The sequence below is a fragment of the Acidiphilium multivorum AIU301 genome (assembly GCF_000202835.1).
GTDB classification, from domain to species: Bacteria; Pseudomonadota; Alphaproteobacteria; order Acetobacterales; family Acetobacteraceae; genus Acidiphilium; species Acidiphilium multivorum.
Genome location: NC_015186.1, coordinates 3,062,681 through 3,083,912, shown reverse-complemented (window position 1 = coordinate 3,083,912; position 21,232 = coordinate 3,062,681). Strand labels below are relative to the sequence as shown.

Below are 21,232 nucleotides of genomic sequence, written 5' to 3'. Positions count from 1 at the left end.
GGCATGGGCGGATATTGCCAATCGCCGCGCCCCGGCCCCATACAGGCGGCGTGCGCCGGTAGCTCAACGGTTAGAGCGGACCGCTCATAACGGTTTGGTTGCGGGTTCGAGTCCTGCCCGGCGCACCAATGAAATCAATATTTTATATGGATTTTAGAACCGGTTTCGGACCTATCTCGATTTTCGGGGCAACATACCGCGTGCTTCCACGCCGCAAAATTTTACGAAAATGTCAGGCTACCGCTGTCGCCTGCGTCCCGGTTCGCACAGCATCGCCAGTTCGTGGCGGACGCCCACCAGCGCGCCGGCACTTGGCCAAAATGCTGTGTCGCTAGCCTCCCTTGCGATTGTTCGGCTGGCTTTTTGAATGTCTCGTTCGAGAATAAACGCCCCAAGAATTGTCAGGATTTTTTACATCATTTTGAAAAATTAATGCTTATCGTCCTGATAAGATTAAATTTTTTATTTTGGCATCATTTTTGCTGCACTTAGTTTGGATGGTGATATTCCCAACGAATTGAGCCTCCAGGATGCCTTAGCCGGCATAATCCGGCACATACAGGGGGAATTCATGAGACCACATTATCTAAGATCGGCCATTTTCGGCGCCGCTGCGCTCAGTGCCGTCAGCCTCGCCGGAACAGGCGCGGCGCAGGCCGACGTCGTGAGCTGGGTCTTCTACAACCATAGTGGCAAAAACAGTGTCATCACTGGCGGCCCAGGTGGGACCATAATCGATGGCACATCAGGCACCCAGTCTGTCACCTTCAGCAGCACGCCTGCCCTAAATCCGGCACAGACTGTTACACTGACGCCGTTTGGTCCCACGAATTCAAAGTCGGGACCAACACTGCATCTGTATCAAAAGAACGGCCAGTATCCGACGACCACCGGACTTCAGCCCGGTGAGCAGGGTATCGGCCTGACTAACGATCCAACGGGTCAGGGCGAGATCAGTGCTAACGTGATCAATAGCTTCGTGCAGGTCGATATTTCCCGCCTTTCAAGCCCACCCCTGAATTCGCTCAATCTCGGCTTCTCGATGGGCAGCTTGCCGGGTGGCGATCAATGGGCGGTCTATGGCACAAACACTTACGGGAATATGATCGGCGCAACACTTCTGAGTGCCGGCGGCACCTATACGGGCGCGTTAACCAACGTGATCGGCACGTGGGACTATCTCGATGTGGTTGCAACGAAGAACAACGTGTTGCTCTCGACCATAACGGCGACCGTTCCAGAGCCCGGCTCGCTCGTCCTCTTGGGCACCGGCCTTCTCGGCCTCGGCCTCGTCGCGCGCCGCAAGCGCCGGCGTGCCTGATTACAAAAAGGCCCCGGATGTCTCCGGGGCCAACTGCAACTGGAGTTCAAAGCGGACATTGAAAGGAAAGTCCGGCACTGGCTTTTAAGCGGCCCCGTGTAACGGAGGCTTTTCCTATTGTCTCAGTTTTGTGCGGCGGCCTCCCGCGCCAACCGCCGAACCGTGACCACCCTATAGCCCGCCCGCCAGCACATCACGTAGAACCGCGTCTTGGCGTAGAAGTGCCGCACCCACAACGCGGGCGAAGCCCGGCCAGTGGCGAGGTGCCGGGCCACGTAGAGCAGGCCTCGCGCAACGTCGCGTCCCTACCCGGCTTGCCGGCCCGGCGCACCAGCGGCCTCGATCCTCCCCTGGTCCGCCCACCCCGCAACGACCCTGCCCGCTCATTCGCCCGGGGCGACGCCCGCGGGCGCGGCGGGATTCCCGCAAGGGTAGAATGAAACCTTAAGAATATAAGCTTTTTGAATAGTTGATCTTTGATCCAACGAGATTATCGTTCGCTTTCAAAATAATTACCTGAAGGCAAAAAAGCAGCTGGTTTCATAATTCTGGGAGGGGCGCATGCTGCATCGGGCCGTCTTCGTGGCGGGCGCGGCGCTGGCCGCCATGCCGGGACTGCTGGGCGGCACGGGGCAGGCCTGCCATCCACCGCCCATGATCGTCGCCCGCCCCAACCGCCGCGAGATCGCGTTCCTGAAGGGAACGCAGCCGCTTCTGGACCTCGAATGGTGGGCGGTCGAGGCGCTGCGCTGCCGGTTCCGCACCGCGCGATGGCAGGCCGCCATCGAGGAACGCATCGCCCATGAATCCGCGGACGCGGCAAAACTCCTGTGGCCGGGCGACGGGAAGCGCCAGGAACAGGCGCTGTCGATCTTCACCGCCGCGCAGGCCGAGGCTCGCCGCGAGGCCGAATTCGCCTCGCGGCTTCAATGCGCCGCCCTCGTGTCCACCGGCAAGCTCGGGGAGCTCGATCACATCGCCAAGGCGGGCGGATGGTGAACCGCGCCCCGGCCGAAAAACGGCCCCGGATGAGGGCTCCGGGGCCGGTGCGCAAGGAGGTCCAAATGCATGCCTCGCATCATGGCCGATCTTCGTCGCTCGCGCGTAACGCCCACGTTTCATAATGTCTCGGCCGGGCCTCCGGCTCGCCGCCCGCCTGGCCGCGTCTTTCGATCTTGTGAACACGCTCACCGCAACGTGGGCGCTCCCGGCGCCCACCCCCGGTTGACCCTCTCCCGGCCCGCACGCACAAGGCGCTCGGCACGACACACGTGCTTATGCTCCCACTTTCCGTTGGCAGCCGGTTCTCCTCCAAAGCCCGGCTGCCACTTTTTTCCCGGCGGCCGCAAGTCATCGCGCATGACGTCCGTTCGCGATATTGCTTTTGATTAATAGTTTCATCCTATGGAGCAATTGATTTCTTCAGTATATTACGTTATCATAAAATGTATAAATAATTAACCTTAGTCAAAAAAGACGCCTCTCTTCGTATTATCTGGATGGGCACATGAGCGTTCGAGCGCTTCTCGTGGCGGGGGCATTCGCGCTTTCCTTACCGGGGCCGATGATCAAGCCAGCCTCCCGCCTGCCGCCGATTCCCGTCGTTTCGCATCGCCGCGAGACGACGTTCCTCACCGAGACCACCCCGCTCCTCGACATGGAGTGGTGGGCGGTCGTCGCTGTCCGCTGCCATCTCCGCTCCGTCCGCTGGCAATCTCTGGTTGAAGAGCAGATCGCCTATGACGCCGCCGATGCGGCCCGCACCCTCTGGCCCGAGGACAGCGGCCGGCAGGGCACCGAACTCTCCATGTTCACCGACACCCAGATCGTGACGCGCCTCAAGGCCGCCTCCGCGCCCGACACGCAATGCGCCGCCCTGATCACCACCAGCCGGCTGGACGAGCTCGACCGGATGGCCAAGGCCGCCGGGTGGTGATCCGCCCCGTCCGGGTCAGGGCCCGGCCTCGTCGTCGCGATCGGAGAGGCGCGCCTGCAGCCGCCGCCTGAAAATGAGCCAGTCGAGACACCAGACCGACAGGCCGGTGAACCCGAGCAGCAAGAATCCCAGCATCCAGGGGTGAAACAGGAGCGAATTCAGCCGGATGAAGATGTTTCCCATATCCATGTGCCGCTCGGATCAAGCGATCGCTTTCTTGCCATCGGGATACCGCCGAATCCCCCGCCTCGCCAAGGGGTCGCCTTCGTCCCGCCGCACCCGTTGTTGAACCGGCCGCCCGCCGGACCGATATCCGCTGGGCTCACGTGCAACCAGCTCGCGGAGGAGAGAACGATGACAGCACACCGGATACGCGGCGCCGCCGCGGCGATCGTGTTTGTCGCAACGCTTGGCGCCTGGCAGGCCGCCCAGGCGCAGCCGGTCAGCCAGCTCGAACAGGCGGCGCGGAACGGCAATGTCGCCGCAGCGACCTATCTCGGCTCGCTCTACGAAAACGGCCAGGGCGTCCCGCGGGACGATGCGATGGCCGCCCACTGGTTCGCCTTCGCGGCACGGCGCGGCGATCCCGTCGCCCAGAACAACCTCGCCATGATGTACCAGACCGGCCAGGGCGTCCCGCAGGACACGCGGCGCGCGATCGAGCTCTATCGCCAGGCCGCCGCGCAGGGCAACGAAACCGCGCGGCAGAACCTCGCCGCGCTGGAAGCCTATCTGCGGTCGCAGCCCCGCCCGCCGCAGAACCCCTGAACCCGCCTTTCGCATCCCTCGCACGCCCCCTCGCGGCGCCTTGCCGCGTCCGGGGGCGAAGCGCCCCGAATACCGCAACGACGCGACCGCCCGTGGCATAGCGCGCCCGGATCGCCGCAATGTTGCGGACTCTTGTCACGACGTTTCACGCCGCAAGCCGCCTTCGACCGAAGGCGATCACCCCTTTGAGCAGATGTCGAAATCCCGACGGCGGGATTACAAATTCGATACCGGCCATGCGTTCTCCCGGGGTGCCCGCGAAACCGATATGGCCATACGCGTATGGCGTCCGACTCCCACGGCGTCACACCCTGGGCAGTCCCCAAACGAAAGGCAGCAACGGCAATGGCGTCCCCGCGGTCGCGTCCTGGCAACTGGTTCGAGTGCGTGTGCGCCAAGAGCGTCGCGCTTTACGATCACCCGTTGCGCGCCGCGGCGGTGATCGTCATCGCCGCGCTGGCCGTCTCGGCACCCTTCCTCCTCTGAAGCATCATCGGACCCGGCCGGGTCCGCCGCCGCGCCCAGGCGGTCGGTGCCGGCAGGTGAGGGCGGTGCTGCCCATCCGGGCACCGGCTCCAAAGCAAGCGACCCCGGATCTCTCCGGGGCCGACGCGCGAGATGCCCCGCACCTTGTCCAGAGGTGCGAGACGACCTCCTGTTACGTGAGACGAACTGACCTGTCGATATTCGTTTTTACGTGATTTTGATCCCCTATACGGAAGGATATTCCAGCCCTTCCGGAGCGCCTCCCGGCTTGTATGCGCAACCTCCCGGCCCCGCTCACGCCGCCGCACCCCGCCCCGCCCGGTTCACCGCGAAATACAGCGCGCCGGACACCGCCAGCCCGACCAGCCAGCTGATATCGGCGCCGCCCAGCGCGCGGGCGATCGGCCCCTCGTAGAGCTCGGCATTCATGAACGGGATCTCGACGAGAATGCCGACGGCATAGATCGCCATGGTCGACCAGTTGATCCGCCGGTAGATGCCGGCGGGGTCATAGATCGCGCCGATATCGTAGCTTCCCTGCCGCACCAGGTAGAAATCCGTCAGGTTGATCGCCGTCCACGGCACGAAAACGTAGAGCAGCAGAAGCAGGAAATTGGTCATCCCGTCGACGAAGCTGCCGCTCGCGAGAACCGCGAGCGCCGTGCCGATCACCGCGATCGCGGCGCCGACGCCGATCCGCAGCGCGCTGCCCCGGGCCAGCACCGCCCGCGCCAGCGTCGTGTCGCCGCCGGCGGTCAGGATCGTGCCGGTGGACATCGCGGCGCCGTACAGGTTCAGCACATTGGCGCCGACGATCCCGAGCATGATGACCACGAGCATCAGCCAGCGCAGCCCCGGCCCGAGCAGCCCGGCGAAGAACAGCGTGGTGTCGGCGTTCGCCGCCTTGTTCGCCACCAGCCCGGCCAGCAGCCCGAGGCTCATCATCCAGATCGAGGCCAGCACCGAGCCGAGATAGGTATGCGCCGAACTGCGCAGGAACGAGGTATCGGCCGGCAGGTAGCGCGAATAGTCGGCGACATAGGGCGCGTAGGTGATCTGCCAGGTCGCGAAGATCGAGATCCCCAGCACCACCATCGCCGGCGAGGCCGCCTTCGCCGGCGCCGCCGGCATCGCGTGGTAGCGCGAGAGCAGCGCGATGGTGACGGCGCCGAACACGAGCAGGAACACCAGCGCGACATAGCGCTCGTAGCGGTGGATCTGGTCGTAGCCGAACGCCAGCAGCACGAAGGCCAGCGCGTCGACGATCACCACCCCCGCCGCCTTCGACACGCCGAACAGCGCCGCCGCCGCCTCGCCGCCGAGGATCGCGCTGAGGGTGAAGAACCCGACATAGAGCACGATCACCAGCGCCACCGGCAGGTTCGCCCCGGCCACGCCGAACTGCGCGCGCGACTGGATCATCTGCGGAATGCCGAGCTTCGGCCCCTGTGCGGCGTGATAGGCCATGAACAGCCCGCCGACGACATTGCCGAGCACGATCGCCAGCAGCCCCGAGCCGAGGCCGAGCCCCAGCGCGGTCGCCACCAGCCCGGTCGCCACCGTGGTCATCTGCATGTTCGCCGAGAACCACAGCGTGAACAGCGCGGCCGGCCGGCCATGCCGCTCTGATTCGGGTATCGGGTCGATGGCGCGGCGCTCGATGGCGCCCGGAACGGTCTCGCTGGTCACGTCTTGCTCCCCCTTGCGATGTTCTTGTGGTCGCCGCCAGCAAACAATTGTCTATACAATTTGTCCAGCCCTGTTTCGCGCCATGGGACCGCTCCCACGCCGCCGCGCGGCACTTTTCCACTGGCGCGGCGCGCCGAATCCGCGCCATATGGGCCCGCCCACCGGTTGCCCGGCGGCCCGCCCGCCCTGGAGACGCGATGACCCGACCCGCCGGCGCGCGCCGCGCCACCATGCCCGCCGCCGGAGCCGCGCCGTGAGCGGACCGCCAGAGGACGAGCCGACCCTCGCGCCCGCGGAGATCATGGCCGCCACCGCCTCGATGCGCCGCCTCTTCTCCGCCCGCGCCGGCATCGCGGCGATGCTCCGCGCCGAGGCCGCCCTCGCCCGCGCGGGCGCCGCCGCCGGCCTCATCGCCGCCGAAGCCGCCACCGCCATCGAGACCGCCTGCGCCGGAGAAAAGCCCGATCCCGCCGCCCTCGCCGAAGCCGGCGCGCGGGCCGGCACCATCGTCATCCCCCTCGTCGCCTGGCTGCGCGCCGCGGTGCCGGCGCACGCCGCCGCCATCCATCGCGGCGGCACCACGCAGGACATCGTCGACACTGGCCTCATCCTCCAGCTCCGCGACGGGTTTCTCCTCCTCGAGGCCGATCTCGACGCGGCGGCGGCGGCGGCCGCCCGCCTCGCCCGCGCCCATGCCGCCACCCCGATGATCGCCCGCACCCTGCTGCAACCGGCGCTGCCGGCCACGTTCGGCCTCAAGGCCGCGCAATGGCTCGCCGCCCTCGACGATGCCCGCGCCGCCCTGCGCGATGCCGCGCGCCAGGCCCTCCGCCCGCAGCTCGGCGGCGCCGCCGGCACGCTGGATGGTTTCGGCACCCGGGCGGACGCGGCGGCCACCGCCTTCGCCGCCGCCCTCGGCCTCGATCCCGCGCCCCTGCCCTGGCACACCAGCCGCGCCCCGCTCGCCCGCCTCGCCGCCACCCTCGCCGCCGCCCTCGGCACCGCCGGCAAGATCGCGACCGACACCGCCCTGATGATGCAGGCCGAATGCGCCGAGGCCGCCGAACCCGCCGCCCCCGGCCGCGGCGGCTCCTCGGCGATGGCGCACAAGCGCAACCCCACCCTCGCCGTCGCCATCCGCGCCGCCGCGCTGCGCGCCCCGCCGCTCGCCGCCACCCTGCTCGCCGCCCTGCCGCAGGAGCACGAGCGCGCCGCCGGCGCCTGGCAGGCCGAGCAATCGGTCTGGCCCGAGCTCATGCGCCTCGCCTCCGGCGCGCTCGCCGCCCTCGCCGAGCTGCTCGCCGGCCTCACGGTCGACGAGGCCGCCATGGCCCGCAACCTCGCCCACGCCCCGGCCGCATCCCCCTCGCCCGCGATCCCGGCGCTGATCGAGGCGGCCCTCGCCGCCCACGCCCGCCAGGACCGCCGCCCTTGAGCGACGCGCCGAACGCCTGGCGCCGCGTCCCCCGCGCCCTGTTCGCCCGCCTCGGCCCCGGCCTCATCACCGGCGCCGCCGACGACGACCCGAGCGGCATCGCCACCTATTCCCAGGTCGGCGCCCAGTTCGGCTACACCCTCGGCTGGACGGTGGTGCTCGCCCTGCCCTTCATGGTCGCGGTGCAGGAGATCAGCGCGCGGATCGGCCGCATCACCGGCCGCGGCCTCGGCGCCGCGATGGAAGCCCACCTGCCCCGCCCGCTCGCCCTTGGCCTGATCCTGCTGCTCGCCATCGCCAATGTCTTCAATCTCGGCGCCGATCTCGGCGCGATGGCGCAGACCGCGCACATGCTCGCCGGCGGTCCCGAGCGGCTCTACACCGTGGCGATCGCGGTGTTCTGCGTCGTCGCCGAAATCCGCATCCCGTACCGCCGCTACGTCGCCGTGCTGAAATTCCTCACCACGGCGCTGCTCGCCTATGTCGCCCTGCTCTTCGTCCTGCGCCTGCCCGCGCGCGAGATCCTCGCCGGCGCGCTGATCCCCCGCCTCACGCTCGACCGCCCGGCCCTGCTCGCGCTCATCGCGGTCTTCGGCACCACGATCAGCCCCTATCTCTTCTTCTGGCAGGCGGCCGAGGAAGCCGAGGATGCCGGGCGCATCCCCACCGTCGGCCCGGCGGTGGCCGGCGAGCTCGCCCGCATCCGCTTCGACACCTGGACCGGCATGACCTATTCGAACGCCGTCTCGCTCTCGATCATCATCGGCACGGCGGCGACGCTGCACGTCCACGGCATTACCGACATCACCTCGGCGGCGGACGCGGCGAGCGCCCTCGCCCCCATCGCCGGCCGTTTCGCGCAGCTCGTCTTCGCCCTCGGCATCTTCGGCACCGGCCTGCTCGCCGTCCCCGTCCTCGCCGGCAGCACCGCCTACGCGATCGGCGAGGCCCTGCACTGGACGGTCGGCCTCTCCCGCCGCGCGCTCGAGGCCCGGGCCTTCTACGGCGTGCTCGCGGTGGCGACGCTCGCCGGCGTCGGCATCGTCTTCTCCCCGCTCACCCCGATCCGCGCGCTGTTCTGGGCGGCGGTGATCAACGGCGTCGCCGCCGCGCCGATCATCGCCGCGATGGTCGCCCTCGCCAGCCGCCCCGCGGTGATGGACGGCCACGTCCTGCCCCGCGCGCTGCGGGTCATGGGCTGGCTCACCGCCGCGCTGATGGGCGCCTGCACCCTGGCGATGCTGCTGGTCTGAGCCGGATCAGGAATTCCGCCGCTCGATCTCCACGCCGACGGACTGCATGTCCGGAAACACGTCGAGCTTCTCCACCCGCACGCGCACATGCGCGACCCGCGAGTCCTCGAGGCACAGCTCCGCCAGCCGCTCGGCCAGCGTCTCGACGAGCTGGACATGCCCGGCCGCGACCGCCGCCCGCGCGCCGAGCACGATCCGCTCGTAATCCACCACCCGGGCGAGATCGTCCCGCCCCACGCCGGGGCGCGACATCAGCGCCCCCTGCGGGCCGGCCTCCTCGCGCACCGCGAGATCGAGATTGATCCGCACCCGCTGCGTGCGGCCGAATTCATGGGCATGGACGCCGATATGGGCGTCCAGCACCATGTCCCGCACGAACATCCGCCGCAGCGCCGGCGCTGCGGTGGCGGGCGGAGCGGGAAAATGGCTTTCGTTCATCCCCCGCCCATGCGCCGCCCCGCCGGCGAACGCAAGAGACGATCCCGCGTCGCCGGCGACCGCGAACGGCTCAGCCGGCGTGCACGCGTCCGCGCAGCTCGCCGGGCTTGTGCATCACGGTATGGATCATGACATACCAGTGCCCGCCCATCAGCTCCTTCGCCTGCATCGGCGTGAGCACCGCCGAGCCCCTGATCGGCCCGGCCGCCATCGGATGCGGCGGCGCCTTCGTCAGCCACACCTGCACCGGCCCGTTCTGCCCGGGCTTGCTGATCGGCCCGTGGAAATGCGCCATGATCACCTTGCTGCTGAGGTGGCTGTAGGTCACGTCCCACGTCACCCGGCGGGTCACCGTGTTGAACGTGCCGTGCATCATGCCGCTGCCGTGGGACATCGTCCCCGCCACCGGGTGCAGCGTCGCGGAAAGCCGCACGGTCTTCGCCTGCGCGATCCCGATCCCGCCGGCCAGCCCGGCGGCGAGCATCATCGCGGTCACGCCTCGCCTGTTCACCTTCACATCCGTCTCCTTGATGTCGTCGCGGCGCGATGCAGCCCCTCGCGCCAGGGGGATGTCCCGGCCGGGCCGGCATCGCGCCGGGTCCCGGCCGTCAGTCCGCTCTGCCGCCCCCGAAGCCGCGGGCGGGTCTCAGGGCCGCGGCGTTACGATTTCGGGCTCCACAGCTCGCACCAGCCCTTCGGCGAGATGGCGCCGGCCACCGCCTTGCAGCGCCCGTCCTTGCCGGAACTGGAGGCCGGAATATACAGCGCGCAGCCGTCGCACTGGTGCCCGTCCTTCGGCTTGTCCTGATACTTCACCGCGGACTTGGCCATGCCGGCCGCCTCCGCCGTCTGGGTCGCCGCGATCCCGGCCACCGCGATCCCGGCGGAAATCCCCGCCGCCGTCTTCAGCAGCGCGCGCCGGCCGTTCGGTCTGGTCAATTCGGACATTGTTTCTTCTCCTGCCTGGCATGTCCCGTGGACAACACGGAACGAGAATGGGAACGAAGCCCGGATTGGCAAGCGCCATCCGGGCCCGTCCACTCTAGATTGCCAAACATGGCATGAATCCGGCACGCACGAGATCGTGATCCCGCGCCGCCGCCGCCCGTCAGGGCAGCAGCACGGTGCTGCCGGTGGTCCGCCGCGCCTCCAGCGCCTCGTGCGCCGCCGCCGCCTCGGCGAGCGGGAAGGTCTGGTTGACGCGGATCTTCACCGCCCCGGCCTCGACCACCCCGAACAGGTCGTTCGCCACCGCGACGAGGTCGGAGCGCTTCGCCGTATAGGTCGCCAGCGTCGGCCGGGTCAGGAACAGGCTGCCCTTGGCCGCGAGAATGCCGACATCGACCGGCGGCACCGGGCCCGAGGCATTGCCGTAGCTCACCATCAGGCCGAGCGGCGCGAGCGAATCAAGGCTCGGCCCGAACGTGTCCTTGCCCACCGAATCATAGACCACCGGCACCATCGCGCCATCGGTCAGCCGCTTCACCTCGGCGGCGAGATGCTCGTGCCCGACGATGACGTGATGCGCCCCGTGCGCGCGGGCGATATCCGCCTTCGCCTCGGTCGAGACGACGCCGATCACCGTGGCGCCGAGATGCCGCGCCCACTGGCAGAGAATGAGGCCGACGCCCCCGGCCGCGGCGTGCACGAGAATGGTCTCCCCCGCCTGCACCCGGTAGGTCCGCCGCAGCAGGTATTGCGCGGTCATGCCCTGGAGCATCATCGCCGCCCCGGTCTGGAAGTCGATCCCGGCCGGCAGCTTCACCAGCCGGTCGGCGGCGATCACCCGCTCGGTGGCATAGGCGCCGACCGGCCCGCCGGCATAGGCGACGCGGTCGCCCGCCGCCACCTCGGTCACCCCCTCGCCCACCGCGACGACGACGCCCGCCCCCTCCATGCCGATGGTCGCCGGCAGATGCGGCACCTTGTAGAGGCCGGTGCGGAAATACACGTCGATGTAGTTCAGCCCCACCGCCTCGTGACGCACCAGCGCCTCGCCGCGGCCGGGCTCGGGCGTGGGCACGTCCTCCCAGCGCAACACTTCGGGCCCGCCATGGGCATGAATACGGATGGCCTTTGTCGTCATCTCTGTTTCTCCCGGAATGTCAGGCGCGGCGGCGCGCGCCGTCACTGAAAGCGGCGCCTTCGAGGGCGAGCAGCCGGCGCTTCATCGCCAGTCCCCAGCCTTCCTCGCTGCTGCCGCAATACCCGCCCAGCCCGTCCGCCGCGCGCACGCGGTGGCAGGGGATCAGGATCGGTATCGGATTGGCGCGGTTGGCGCCGCCGACCGCGCGGGCGCTGCCGCCGACATCGCGCGCCACCTCGCCATAGGTCCGCGTCTCGCCGCGCGGGATCGTGCGCAGATACGCCCACACGCGGCGCTGATACTCGGTGCCCGCCGGCGCCAGCGCCAGATCCTCGGCCAGCGGGCCGCCGTCGAAATAGCGCGCGAGCGCATCCGCCGCGCGGCGCAGCAGCGGCGTCGCCTCGTCCGCCGCCCCGCCGTCGCCGCCGAAGTCGATCGACACGATCGCCCCCGCCCGCTCATGCAGGACGAAACCGCCGAAAACCGGATGCTGCATTGATAATGAGGGCACTGGACTTTCCTCGGTTCAGGCTAGAGCCTCGCTTCCGGAAGTCAAGCCGACGTGATCGCCCGCCGTCCGCGACCGCTTCAGGCGGACGTCGCCGTCCGCGATCAGGTCAGGCGGACGTCGCCGTCCGCCGGCGCCGCTCGTGCCAGGCGTCCATCAGCTTGAGCACCGCCGCCGCCGTCTCCTCGATCGAGCGGCGGGTGACGTTCACCGTCGGCCAGCCGCGCGCGCTACAGGTCCGCCGCGCCCAGAGCAGCTCCGCCTTCACCGCCTCCTCGTCGACATAGTCGCCGCTGTCCGGCCGGAACGCCCCCGCCGCCCCGCCGCCCTGGCCGAGCAGGGTGAGCCGGTGCCGGCGGATCTCGATCAGCGGCTCGGCGTCGATGAACAGGCCGACCACCGGGCAGGGCGGATCGTCCAGCACGCCCGGCAGCTCGATCCCCGGCACCATCGGCACGTTCGCCGCCTTGATGCCGCGATTGGCGAGGTAGAACGAGGTCGGCGTCTTCGACGAGCGCGAGACGCCGACCAGGATCACATCCGCCTCCGCCAGCCCGCGCAGCGCCTGGCCGTCATCGTGCGAGAGCACGAAATGCATCGCGTCGATCCGGCGGAAATAATCGGCATCCAGCACGTATTGCCGCCCCGGGGTCGGCCGCGTCGGCGTCCCCAGCTCCTCGGCCAGCAGGTCGAACACCGGGTCGAGCACGTGCAGGATGCGCAGGCCCAGCCGCTGGCAGGCCTCGTCCAGCTCGTGGCGCAGCGCCTGGTCGAGCAGGCTGCACAGCACCGGGCCGCGCTCCGCCTCGATCCCCTCCAGCACCCGGTGCAGCTGCAGCCGCGAGCGGATCAGGCTCCAGCGGTGCAGATGGATGTCCGAACCCTCGAACTGCACCGAGGCCGCCCGCGCCACCGCGTTCAGCGTGTCGCCGGTGGCGTCGGAAACCAGGTGGAGATTGAGCCGCTTGCCGTCCATGCATGGTCTCATAGCGTGGATAACTCGGGCCGCGAAACCGCCCGCGGTGGAAAGCGTGGATGAATTTCACACCGAGGCGAGCGGTGGATGAATTTCCCGGGCATCCCCCGCATATGTGGAAAAACCGGGGGTTTGATGCAGAATCAGCAGATTGCAGGCCGAGTTTTGCTGTGGAAAACTCTGTGCAGAAAAAACCGGATTGCGGGGTTCCCCAGAGTTCACAGCTAACACTACTCCCCCCGTCCTTTCCTATAAGACGAATTGAAGCTAGGCAGGTCGCATGACGGGACAACGCGCTGAAAAACCGGTTCTCAGGGTGCTCGGGGGAGAGGCGGTCTGGCCGCCGCCGGTCTGGCTGATGCGCCAGGCGGGCCGCTACCTGCCCGAGTATCGCAAGCTCAGGGAAAAGGCGGGCAACTTCATCGCCCTGTGCACCACCCCCCCGCTCGCGACGGAGGTGACGCTGCAACCCGTCCGCCGCTTCGGCATGGACGCGGCGATCCTGTTCAGCGACATCCTGATCCTGCCCTGGGCGCTGGGCCAGAAACTCCGCTTCGCCGAGGGCGAGGGCCCCCGCCTCGAACGGATCGACGGTCTCGCCGGCCTCGAGGCGCTCGATCCCGCCGCCCTGCGCCAGGGCACCGAGCCGGTGATGGAAACCGTCTCCCGCGTCCGCGCCGAACTGCCGCCGGAGACGACGCTGATCGGCTTCGCCGGCAGCCCCTTCACCGTCGCCTGCTACATGATCGACGGCCGCGGCGGCGATTTCCCGCTGACCCGCGAGGTCGCCTACGCCGATCCCGCCCTGCTCGCCGCGGTGATCGAAACCGTCACCACCGCGACGATCGACTACCTCTCCTGGCAGATCGAAGCCGGGGCCGACTGCGTGATGCTGTTCGATTCCTGGGCCGGGCTGCTGCCGCCCGATCTGTTCCGCGCCCATGTCATCCACCCCACGGCGCGCATCGTCGAACAGCTGCGCGTCCGCCATCCGGGCGTGAAGGTCATCGGCTTCCCGCGCCTCGGCGGGCTGATGACGCTGCCCTACATCGCCGATACCGGCGTCGACGCCGTCGGGATGGACACTTCGGTCGATCCCGTCGCCCTCGCCCGGCTCGCCCCACGCCGCGTCGCCTTCCAGGGCAATCTCGACCCGCTGCTGCTGCGCGCCGGCGGCATCTCGCTCGGCCAGGCGGTGGAGCGGATCGCCCGCGGGCTCGCAGGCCATCCGCATATCTTCAATCTCGGCCACGGCATCGTGCCGGACACCCCGCCCGAGCACGTCGCCGCGGTGATCGAACGCCTCCGCTCGCTGGAACCCGGCGAGCTTGAGGAATCCGCCCTCGCCGCCACCTGAGCGCCATGAACGATTCCGAACCCGTCCTGCCCGTCCGCACCGCCATCGTCCTGTTCAACCTCGGCGGTCCGGACGGTCCGGACTCGATCAAGCCCTTCCGCGTCAACCTCTTCTCGGACCCGGCGATCATCCGCGCCCCGGTCTTCGTCCGCTTCTGGCTGGCCCGGCTGATCGCCCGCTCCGCCCAGAAAAAGGCCGAGGAGGGCTATGCGCTGATGGGCGGCAAATCCCCCCTGCTCGACCTCACCCGCCAGCAGGCGGACGCGCTGGAATCCGCCCTGCCCGGCGCGAAATGCTTCATCGCGATGCGCTACTGGCACCCTTTCGCGCGCGACGTCGCCCGCGAGGTGAAGGCCTGGAACCCCGAGCGCATCCTTCTGCTCCCGCTCTACCCGCAATTTTCCACCACCACGACCGGCAGCTCGCTCGCGGACTGGCACGATTCCGCCGCCCGCGCCGGCCTCGTCGCGCCGACCACCACGCTCTGCTGCTGGTATGACGATCCCGCCTTCGCCGCCGCCACCGCCGAGCCGGTCATCCGCACCTACGAAACGGCCCGCGCCGAACTCGGGGCCGGCGCGAAAATCCGCCTGCTCTTCTCCGCCCACGGCCTGCCGGAATCCATCGTCAAGGCCGGCGACCCCTACCAGGAGGAGGTCGAGGCCTGCACCGAGGCGGTGATGGCGGCGATCGAGCGCCGCCTCGGCCACCGCCCGGACCATCAGGTCTGCTACCAGTCCCGCGCCACCCCGCAGAAATGGCTCGAACCCTCGACCGAGCAGGCGATCGAACAGGCCGCGCGCGACAATACCGCCGTCGTCGTCATCCCCATCGCCTTCGTCTCCGAGCATATCGAGACGCTGGTCGAGCTCGACGTCGAATACCGCGAGGTGGCCGACCACCTGAAACTGCCCGGCTATTACCGGGCCCCGGCGCAGAACGACGACCCCGCCTTCATCGCCGCCCTGGCCGGCATCGCCCGCCGCGCCGTCGCCCACGGCCCGGGCCTCTGCTCGCATCGCGGCGGGCGGGCCTGCGATGCCCGCAACCGGGATTGCCCCTGGGCCCGCTATCGGGCAGTCGTGGCTGCATGAAACGCACTTTCGGCCTCGTCATCTTCGACTGCGACGGCGTCCTGATCGACAGCGAGCGCGTCTCCGCCGCGGTCATCGCCGAATCGATGACCGAGCTCGGCCTGCCGGTCACGCCGGAAGCGGCGATGGCCCGCTTCGTCGGCGTCTCGCTGCGCGCCATGCGCCCGATGATCGAGGACGATCTCGGCCGTCCCCTGCCGCCTGACTGGAACGCGATGCTGGTCGCCCGCATCGTCGCCGCGATGGAGCGTCACGCCGAACCCATTCCCGGCGCGCGCGAGATCCTCGAGCATTTCGATGCCGTCGGCCAGCCCTGGCGCATCGCCTCCAACTCGGCCGATGTGGAGATGGACGCGAAATTCGGCCGCACCGGCTGGCTCGACCTCGTCGCCGGCCGCACCTTTTCCGCCCCGCGCCTGTTCCCCGAGGGCGGCCGCCCGAAACCCGCGCCGGACGTCTTCCTCGCCGCCGCGCGTTCGCTGCCCGCCGCCCCCGAAACCTGCCTCGTGATCGAGGACAGCGTCACCGGCATCGCCGGCGCCATCGCCGCCGGCATGACCTGCTACGGTTTTGCTCCGCACGGCAACGGCGAGCCTCTTCTCGCCGCCGGCGCCGAACGGGTCATAAGCGGCCACCACGAACTGCGCGACCTCGTCGCCCTCGCCGCCGCGATCGGAGCAAAAGCATGACCATCGCCGCCCTCGCGCCGTTCTACCGCTGGGAACTCGCCTTCCACGTGATGTCGGTCATCGCCTGGATGGCGGCGCTGTTCTACCTGCCGCGCCTCTATGTCTATCACTGCCAGCTCGCCCCCGGCTCGGCCGAATCCGCCCGCTTCAAGGTGATGGAACGCCGCCTGCTCAAGCAGATCGCCACCCCGGCGATGATCTCGTCCTGGACCTTCGGCATCCTGCTCATCCTCACCCCCGGCGCCATCTCCTGGTCGGCCGGCTGGTGGTGGACGAAATTCATCTCCGTCATCCTGATGAGCGGCTTCCACGGCGCGCTCTCCAAATGGCGGAAGAACTTCCTCAACGACGCCAACACGAAGCCCGAGCGTTTCTACCGCATCGCCAACGAAGTCCCGACCATCCTGATGATCGTGATCGTCATCATGGTCTTCGTGAAGCCCTGAGCCGGCGCAGGTTCCACATCACCGCCACATTCCGGTCATCGAAACACCGGTTTTCGCGCGTCATATCTCCCCGATCCGCAAGGATGGAGGAAGAGACATGAAACAATCCGCCCTCAGGGCCGTCGTTCTGGCCCTCGCGCTGACCGGTCTCGCCACCGCGCTCGCCGGCTGCGTCTACTACCCCTATGGCGGCCCCGGCTATTACGGCGGCGGCTACTATCACGGCGGCTGGCATCACGACGACGACGACCGCTGATGAACTGAGCCCGTCCCGGGCCTGATCATGGCAGGCATCCCGCCTGCCGCAAGGTGGCCGCCTTGCGGCCCGTCGTGTCCCTCATATACAACCGACCGGATGGCGCCCCAGGGCGCCGTCGGAACACGACAAAAGGGGGATAACGATGACCGAAAGCGCACCGCTCGACGAGGCAATCCGCACGGCCCTGCTTTCGGTCTCGACCGCGACGCTGACGACCGTCCTGCTCAAGAAGGGCCTGCGCAATGTCTGGCTGCGCGGCACGGCGCCGCTCGCCCCCGGCCAGGGCCGCAAGGTCGGCCGCGCCTTCACGCTGCGCTTCGTCCCCGCCCGCGAGGATCTCGCCACCCCCGCCTCCTGGGCCTCGCCCATCTCCACCCGCGCCGCGATCGAGGCGATGCCCGAAGGCTGCATCGCCGTCGCGGATGCGATGGGCATCACCGATGCCGGCATTTTCGGCGACATTCTCTGCGCCCGCATGGGCAAGCGCGGCGTCGCCGGCCTCGTCACCGACGGGGTGATGCGCGATCTCGCCGGCGTGCTCGGCACCGGCCTGCCGGTCTGGTGCCGCGGCGCCGCCGCCCCGCCCTCGGTCGCCGGCCTCACCTTCGTCGCCTGGCAGCAGCCCATCGCCTGCGGCGGCGTCGCCGTCTTCCCGAACGACGTGATCGTGGTCGATGACGACGGCGCCGTGGTCATCCCCCAGGCCCTGCTCGACGAGGTGGTGCCCGAGGCGATCGAGCAGGAGGCGCTGGAAGCCTGGATCATGACCGAGATCGACCGCGGCGTGCCGCTCCCCGGCCTCTACCCCGCCAACGCCGAAACCAAAGCCCGCTACGAAGCCTTCCGCGCCAGCCGGAAGGCCTGACCGTGTCGGGCTTGCGCAAGGGCCTGACCAGCTACGGCGATGCCGGCTTCTCGCTTTTTCTCCGCAAGGCCTTCATCAAGGCGATGGGCTATTCCGACGATGCGCTGGACCGCCCCATCATCGGCATCACCAACACCGGCAGCGACTACAACCCCTGCCACGGCAACAGCCCCGACCTGATCGAGGCCGCCAAGCGCGGCGTCATGCTCGCCGGCGGCCTGCCGATGGTCTTCCCCACCATCTCCATCGGCGAGAGCTTCGCGCACCCCACCTCGATGTTCCTGCGCAACCTGATGGCGATGGACACCGAGGAAATGATCCGCGCCCAGCCGATGGACGCCGTCATCGTCATCGGCGGCTGCGACAAGACGCTCCCCGCCCAGCTCATGGGCGCGATCAGCACCAACCTGCCCACCATCGTCGTCCCCACCGGCCCGATGGTCGTCGGCCACCACAAGGGCGAGGTGCTCGGCGCCTGCACCGATTGCCGCCGCCTCTGGGGAATGCACCGCGCCGGGCAGATCGACGCCGCCGAAATCGAGACCATCAGCGGCCGCCTCGCCCCCTCGGTCGGCACCTGCATGGTGATGGGTACCGCCAGCACCATGGCCTGCGTGATCGAGGCGCTCGGTTTCTCGCTCCCCATGAGTGCCACAATCCCCGCCGTCCATGCCGAGCGCCGCCGCATCGCCGAGGCCAGCGGCAAGCGCATCGTCGACCTGGCGAAAGCCGGCGCGCCCCGCCCGCGCGACCTCATCACGCCCTCCGCCTTGCGCAACGCCCTCACCGTCCTGCAAGCCATCGGCGGCTCGACCAACGGCATCATCCATCTCACCGCCATGGCCGGCCGCGCCGGAACAAGAATCGAACTCGAAACGGTGGACGAGATCGGCCGCAACGTCCCCGTCCTGGTCGACCTGAAACCCTCCGGCGATCACTACATGGAGCATTTCCACCATGCCGGCGGCGTCCCCCGCCTGCTGCGCGAACTTTCGCGCCATCTCGATCCTGCGTCCCCCACCGTCAGCGGCCGGACCATCGGCGAGATCGCCGAAGCCGCCGAGATCGTCCCCGGCCAGACCGTCATCCGCGGCGCGGACAAGCCGCTGAAATCCACCGGCGCCCTCGCCGTGCTGCGCGGCAATCTCTGCCCGCGCGGCGCCGTCATCAAGCAATCCGCCGCCTCGCCGCATCTGCTGAGCCACACCGGCCCTGCCCTCGTGTTTGAAAATGTCGAGGACATGGCGGCGAGAATCGATTCCGACGAGCTGGACGTCACACCCGAGACCGTCCTCGTCCTGCGCAATACCGGTCCCATCGGCGCGCCCGGCATGCCGGAGGCCGGCTACCTGCCCATCCCGCGCAAGCTCGCCCGCGCCGGCGTGAAGGACATGGTGCGGATCTCGGATGCGCGGATGAGCGGCACCGCCTTCGGCACCATCGTGCTGCACATCGCCCCGGAATCGGCGGCCGGCGGCCCGCTCGCCCTGGTCCGCACCGGCGATCCGATCCGGCTCGACGTCGCGGCGCGAACGCTCGACCTGCTGATCGACGATGCCGAATGGCAGCGCCGCGCCGCCGAACATGCCGCGACGCCAAGGCGCCCGCCGCCTGCGCGCGGCTACGCCCGCCTTTTCGAAACCACCGTGTTGCAGGCCGACGAAGGCTGCGATTTCGATTTCCTGCAGGGAGGCCCACAAGAATGAGCGACCGCCCGAAACTTCTGTTCCTCGGCAGCCTGATGCCGGTCATCGAGAACTCCCTCGAAGCCGGCTTCGAAATCCTCCGTGACGACGGCACCAATCTCGACGCGCTGATCGAGCGTCACGGCGCCGAAATCCGCGGCATCGTCACGCGCGGCCGCCGCCCGACCGACGCCGCGCTGATCGCCCGGCTGCCCGCCCTCGAACTGATCGCCAATTTCGGCGTCGGCTACGACACGGTCGATGCCGTGGCCGCCGCCAAACACGGCGTTATCGTCACCAACACGCCGGACGTGCTGAACGACGAGATGGGCGATTTCACCGTCGGCCTGCTGCTCGCCACCATCCGCACCCTGCCCGCGGCCGAGCGTTTCCTGCGCGCGGGAAAATGGCTGCACGACGCCTTCCCCCTCGGCAACAGCCTGCGCGGCCGGCGCATCGGCATCGCCGGCATGGGCCGCATCGGCCAGGTCATCGCCCGTCGCCTCTCCGGCTTCGACCTGTCGATTTCATATCACTCCCGCAACAAGGTTTCCCATCTCGACTATCCGCATTTTCCCTCGCTCGTCGAACTTGCCGCCAATGTCGACGTGCTCATCGTCGTGCTCCCCGGCGGCCCGGCGACGCGCCATGCGGTGAACGCCGAGGTGCTCGCGGCGCTTGGTCCTGACGGCGTCCTGATCAACGTCGCGCGCGGCACGGTCGTCGACGAAGCCGCGTTGATCGACGCACTCGGCAGCCGGAAAATCCTCGCCGCCGGCCTCGATGTTTTCGAGGACGAGCCACGCGTGCCGGCAGCCCTTCTCGCCTGCGACAACGCCGTGCTGGTCCCCCATGTCGGCACCGCCACGCATCACACGCGCGGCCTGATGGCGGATCTGCTGATCCGCAATGTCCGTGCGTGGTTCGGCGGCGAGGGGCCGATCACGCCTGTCGCCGAGACACCGGCGCCCGGGCGCCGCGCGCCACAAACAGATAGTTCGATATCAAAACAATGAAGCTCGATCATACCGCACGCGGCGTCTTTCCCATCGCCCCCACACCCTTCCTGCCCGACGGCGCGGTCGACACGAAGTCGATCGACACGATGTGCGATTTCTATTTTTCCGCCGGCGCCACCGGCCTGACCATTCTCGGCATCATGGGCGAGGCCCCCAAGCTCGACGCTGACGAGGCGTTAGCCATCTCCCGCCAGGTCATCGGGCGGTGCGAAATTCCCGTCATCGTCGGCGTCTCCGCCCCCGGTTTCGCCGCCATGCGCAACCTCGCCCGTGCGGTGATGGATGCGGGCGCCGCCGGCGTCATGATCGCCCCACCGCCCTCACTGCGCACCGACGACCAGATCGTGACGTATTACCACAACGCGATCGAGGCGATCGGCGGCGAAATCCCGTTCGTGATCCAGGACTACCCGCTCACCCTCTCGGTGATCATGACGCCCGCCGTCATCCGCCGCATCGTCATGGACCTGCCCTCCTGCGTCATGCTCAAGCACGAGGACTGGCCGGGGCTTGAAAAGATCTCCGCGCTGCGCGCCTTCCAGCGCGAGGGCAGCCTGCGCCCGCTTTCGATTCTCACAGGCAATGGCGGGCTCTTTCTCGATTTCGAAATGGAGCGCGGCGCCGACGGCGCGATGACCGGCTACTGCTTCCCCGACATGCTGGCCGATGTCGTCCGCCTCTCGAACGACGGCAAGCGCGACGAGGCGCACGACCTGTTCGACGCCCATCTCCCGCTGATCCGCTACGAACAGCAGCAGGGCGTCGGCCTCGCCACGCGGAAATACGTGCTGCAGAAGCGCGGCGCCATCGCGCACGATGCCCAGCGCGCCCCCGCCGGCAAGCTCACCGAAACCGCCCGCGCCGAAATCGATTTTCTGCTCCGCCGCCTCGCGAAGCACGATCCCCGCGCCCATTTCTGAAG

23 protein-coding genes and 1 tRNA gene are annotated in these 21,232 nt (G+C 68.6%); 16 read left to right on the top strand and 8 right to left on the bottom strand.

Features of this window, described 5'->3' with window-relative positions:
• Positions 1-52: 52 nt before the first annotated feature.
• From ACMV_RS13950 to ACMV_RS13935, 4 genes are all read left to right on the top strand, one after another.
• Positions 53-128: transfer RNA gene (locus ACMV_RS13950), tRNA-Ile, on the top strand.
• Between the two features lie 443 nt (positions 129-571).
• Positions 572-1,321 (top strand): PEP-CTERM sorting domain-containing protein, encoded by a 750-nt coding sequence (locus tag ACMV_RS13945; RefSeq protein ID WP_013640848.1) that lies wholly within the window; start codon positions 572-574, stop codon positions 1,319-1,321.
• A gap of 561 nt (positions 1,322-1,882) precedes the next feature.
• A complete protein-coding gene (locus ACMV_RS13940; protein WP_013640847.1) occupies positions 1,883-2,320 on the top strand; it encodes a hypothetical protein in 438 nt (145 codons plus the stop codon).
• 508 nt (positions 2,321-2,828) lie between these two features.
• Positions 2,829-3,257 (top strand): hypothetical protein, encoded by a 429-nt coding sequence (locus tag ACMV_RS13935; RefSeq protein ID WP_012040092.1) that lies wholly within the window; start codon positions 2,829-2,831, stop codon positions 3,255-3,257.
• 15 nt (positions 3,258-3,272) lie between these two features.
• Here ACMV_RS13935 and ACMV_RS20905 read toward each other — a convergent pair whose 3' ends face one another.
• Positions 3,273-3,446, bottom strand: a complete 174-nt coding sequence (locus tag ACMV_RS20905; RefSeq protein WP_013640846.1) for a hypothetical protein — start codon at positions 3,444-3,446, stop codon at positions 3,273-3,275.
• A gap of 165 nt (positions 3,447-3,611) precedes the next feature.
• Here ACMV_RS20905 and ACMV_RS13930 point away from each other — a divergent pair, with 165 nt between their 5' ends.
• Positions 3,612-4,025, top strand: coding sequence for a tetratricopeptide repeat protein (locus ACMV_RS13930; RefSeq protein WP_007422769.1), 414 nt, complete (start codon positions 3,612-3,614; stop codon positions 4,023-4,025).
• A gap of 780 nt (positions 4,026-4,805) precedes the next feature.
• On the opposite strand, the gene ACMV_RS13925 is transcribed toward ACMV_RS13930, so the two are convergent.
• Entirely contained in the window at positions 4,806-6,200 is a 1,395-nt protein-coding gene (locus ACMV_RS13925) for a purine-cytosine permease family protein (RefSeq protein ID WP_007422770.1), read from the bottom strand.
• 253 nt (positions 6,201-6,453) lie between these two features.
• Between ACMV_RS13925 and ACMV_RS13920 the strand changes: the two genes are divergently transcribed.
• The gene (locus ACMV_RS13920; RefSeq protein ID WP_231844428.1) at positions 6,454-7,635 is read left to right on the top strand and encodes a lyase family protein; all 1,182 of its coding nucleotides are present in this window, start codon (positions 6,454-6,456) and stop codon (positions 7,633-7,635) included.
• A complete protein-coding gene (locus ACMV_RS13915) occupies positions 7,632-8,888 on the top strand; it encodes an NRAMP family divalent metal transporter (RefSeq protein ID WP_012040090.1) in 1,257 nt (418 codons plus the stop codon). The genes ACMV_RS13920 and ACMV_RS13915 overlap by 4 nt, the downstream gene beginning before the upstream one ends.
• A 6-nt stretch (positions 8,889-8,894) precedes the next feature.
• On the opposite strand, the gene ACMV_RS13910 is transcribed toward ACMV_RS13915, so the two are convergent.
• The 6 genes from ACMV_RS13910 to ACMV_RS13885 all read right to left on the bottom strand — a co-directional run bounded on the left by ACMV_RS13910 (position 8,895) and on the right by ACMV_RS13885 (position 12,896).
• Positions 8,895-9,326 carry a dihydroneopterin aldolase gene (locus ACMV_RS13910; RefSeq protein ID WP_007423524.1) on the bottom strand — a complete coding sequence of 144 codons (432 nt, stop codon included), beginning with the start codon at positions 9,324-9,326 and terminating at the stop codon, positions 8,895-8,897.
• 70 nt (positions 9,327-9,396) lie between these two features.
• Positions 9,397-9,843: a CHRD domain-containing protein gene (locus ACMV_RS13905; RefSeq protein WP_012040089.1), complete on the bottom strand. Its 447-nt coding sequence runs from the start codon at positions 9,841-9,843 to the stop codon at positions 9,397-9,399.
• 143 nt (positions 9,844-9,986) lie between these two features.
• Positions 9,987-10,274 carry a high-potential iron-sulfur protein gene (locus ACMV_RS13900; RefSeq protein ID WP_007423526.1) on the bottom strand — a complete coding sequence of 96 codons (288 nt, stop codon included), beginning with the start codon at positions 10,272-10,274 and terminating at the stop codon, positions 9,987-9,989.
• A gap of 160 nt (positions 10,275-10,434) precedes the next feature.
• Positions 10,435-11,412, bottom strand: coding sequence for a quinone oxidoreductase family protein (locus ACMV_RS13895; protein WP_007423527.1), 978 nt, complete (start codon positions 11,410-11,412; stop codon positions 10,435-10,437).
• A gap of 19 nt (positions 11,413-11,431) precedes the next feature.
• A complete protein-coding gene (locus tag ACMV_RS13890; protein ID WP_012040088.1) occupies positions 11,432-11,923 on the bottom strand; it encodes a methylated-DNA--[protein]-cysteine S-methyltransferase in 492 nt (163 codons plus the stop codon).
• 106 nt (positions 11,924-12,029) lie between these two features.
• The gene (locus tag ACMV_RS13885; protein WP_007422355.1) at positions 12,030-12,896 is read right to left on the bottom strand and encodes a pyruvate, water dikinase regulatory protein; all 867 of its coding nucleotides are present in this window, start codon (positions 12,894-12,896) and stop codon (positions 12,030-12,032) included.
• A gap of 280 nt (positions 12,897-13,176) precedes the next feature.
• Between ACMV_RS13885 and hemE the strand changes: the two genes are divergently transcribed.
• From hemE to ACMV_RS13845, 9 genes are all read left to right on the top strand, one after another.
• Positions 13,177-14,253, top strand: coding sequence for a uroporphyrinogen decarboxylase (gene hemE, locus ACMV_RS13880; RefSeq protein ID WP_013640843.1), 1,077 nt, complete (start codon positions 13,177-13,179; stop codon positions 14,251-14,253).
• A 5-nt stretch (positions 14,254-14,258) separates the two neighbouring features.
• The gene (hemH, locus tag ACMV_RS13875) at positions 14,259-15,347 is read left to right on the top strand and encodes a ferrochelatase (protein ID WP_007422353.1); all 1,089 of its coding nucleotides are present in this window, start codon (positions 14,259-14,261) and stop codon (positions 15,345-15,347) included.
• The gene (locus ACMV_RS13870) at positions 15,344-16,036 is read left to right on the top strand and encodes an HAD family hydrolase (protein WP_013640842.1); all 693 of its coding nucleotides are present in this window, start codon (positions 15,344-15,346) and stop codon (positions 16,034-16,036) included. Before hemH ends, ACMV_RS13870 begins: the two co-directional genes overlap by 4 nt.
• Positions 16,033-16,482: a protoporphyrinogen oxidase HemJ gene (hemJ, locus tag ACMV_RS13865; protein WP_007422351.1), complete on the top strand. Its 450-nt coding sequence runs from the start codon at positions 16,033-16,035 to the stop codon at positions 16,480-16,482. The genes ACMV_RS13870 and hemJ overlap by 4 nt, the downstream gene beginning before the upstream one ends.
• Positions 16,483-16,579: 97 nt before the next feature.
• Positions 16,580-16,738: a hypothetical protein gene (locus ACMV_RS21235; protein ID WP_013640841.1), complete on the top strand. Its 159-nt coding sequence runs from the start codon at positions 16,580-16,582 to the stop codon at positions 16,736-16,738.
• 145 nt (positions 16,739-16,883) lie between these two features.
• Positions 16,884-17,606, top strand: coding sequence for a ribonuclease activity regulator RraA (locus ACMV_RS13860; RefSeq protein WP_012040085.1), 723 nt, complete (start codon positions 16,884-16,886; stop codon positions 17,604-17,606).
• 2 nt (positions 17,607-17,608) lie between these two features.
• Positions 17,609-19,312, top strand: a complete 1,704-nt coding sequence (locus tag ACMV_RS13855) for an IlvD/Edd family dehydratase (protein ID WP_013640840.1) — start codon at positions 17,609-17,611, stop codon at positions 19,310-19,312.
• Complete coding sequence (locus ACMV_RS13850; protein WP_013640839.1) at positions 19,309-20,307, top strand: 2-hydroxyacid dehydrogenase; 999 nt, start codon at positions 19,309-19,311, stop codon at positions 20,305-20,307. Before ACMV_RS13855 ends, ACMV_RS13850 begins: the two co-directional genes overlap by 4 nt.
• Positions 20,304-21,230 (top strand): dihydrodipicolinate synthase family protein, encoded by a 927-nt coding sequence (locus ACMV_RS13845; protein ID WP_013640838.1) that lies wholly within the window; start codon positions 20,304-20,306, stop codon positions 21,228-21,230. The genes ACMV_RS13850 and ACMV_RS13845 overlap by 4 nt, the downstream gene beginning before the upstream one ends.
• Positions 21,231-21,232 lie beyond the last annotated feature (2 nt).

Bases quoted from the DNA above. Each gene is read 5' to 3' on its own strand.
- ACMV_RS21235 (WP_013640841.1), top strand. From the start codon at position 16,580: ATGAAACAATCCGCCCTCAGGGCCGTCGTTCTGGCCCTCGCGCTGACC.
- ACMV_RS13860 (WP_012040085.1), top strand. From the start codon at position 16,884: ATGACCGAAAGCGCACCGCTCGACGAGGCAATCCGCACGGCCCTGCTT.
- ACMV_RS13885 (WP_007422355.1), bottom strand. From the start codon at position 12,896: ATGGACGGCAAGCGGCTCAATCTCCACCTGGTTTCCGACGCCACCGGC.
- ACMV_RS13930 (WP_007422769.1), top strand. From the start codon at position 3,612: ATGACAGCACACCGGATACGCGGCGCCGCCGCGGCGATCGTGTTTGTC.
- ACMV_RS13895 (WP_007423527.1), bottom strand. From the start codon at position 11,412: ATGACGACAAAGGCCATCCGTATTCATGCCCATGGCGGGCCCGAAGTG.
- ACMV_RS13910 (WP_007423524.1), bottom strand. From the start codon at position 9,326: ATGAACGAAAGCCATTTTCCCGCTCCGCCCGCCACCGCAGCGCCGGCG.
- ACMV_RS13935 (WP_012040092.1), top strand. From the start codon at position 2,829: ATGAGCGTTCGAGCGCTTCTCGTGGCGGGGGCATTCGCGCTTTCCTTA.
- ACMV_RS13900 (WP_007423526.1), bottom strand. From the start codon at position 10,274: ATGTCCGAATTGACCAGACCGAACGGCCGGCGCGCGCTGCTGAAGACG.
- ACMV_RS13945 (WP_013640848.1), top strand. From the start codon at position 572: ATGAGACCACATTATCTAAGATCGGCCATTTTCGGCGCCGCTGCGCTC.
- ACMV_RS20905 (WP_013640846.1), bottom strand. From the start codon at position 3,446: ATGGATATGGGAAACATCTTCATCCGGCTGAATTCGCTCCTGTTTCAC.
- ACMV_RS13940 (WP_013640847.1), top strand. From the start codon at position 1,883: ATGCTGCATCGGGCCGTCTTCGTGGCGGGCGCGGCGCTGGCCGCCATG.
- hemE (WP_013640843.1), top strand. From the start codon at position 13,177: ATGACGGGACAACGCGCTGAAAAACCGGTTCTCAGGGTGCTCGGGGGA.
- hemJ (WP_007422351.1), top strand. From the start codon at position 16,033: ATGACCATCGCCGCCCTCGCGCCGTTCTACCGCTGGGAACTCGCCTTC.
- ACMV_RS13845 (WP_013640838.1), top strand. From the start codon at position 20,304: ATGAAGCTCGATCATACCGCACGCGGCGTCTTTCCCATCGCCCCCACA.
- hemH (WP_007422353.1), top strand. From the start codon at position 14,259: ATGAACGATTCCGAACCCGTCCTGCCCGTCCGCACCGCCATCGTCCTG.
- ACMV_RS13850 (WP_013640839.1), top strand. From the start codon at position 19,309: ATGAGCGACCGCCCGAAACTTCTGTTCCTCGGCAGCCTGATGCCGGTC.
- ACMV_RS13870 (WP_013640842.1), top strand. From the start codon at position 15,344: ATGAAACGCACTTTCGGCCTCGTCATCTTCGACTGCGACGGCGTCCTG.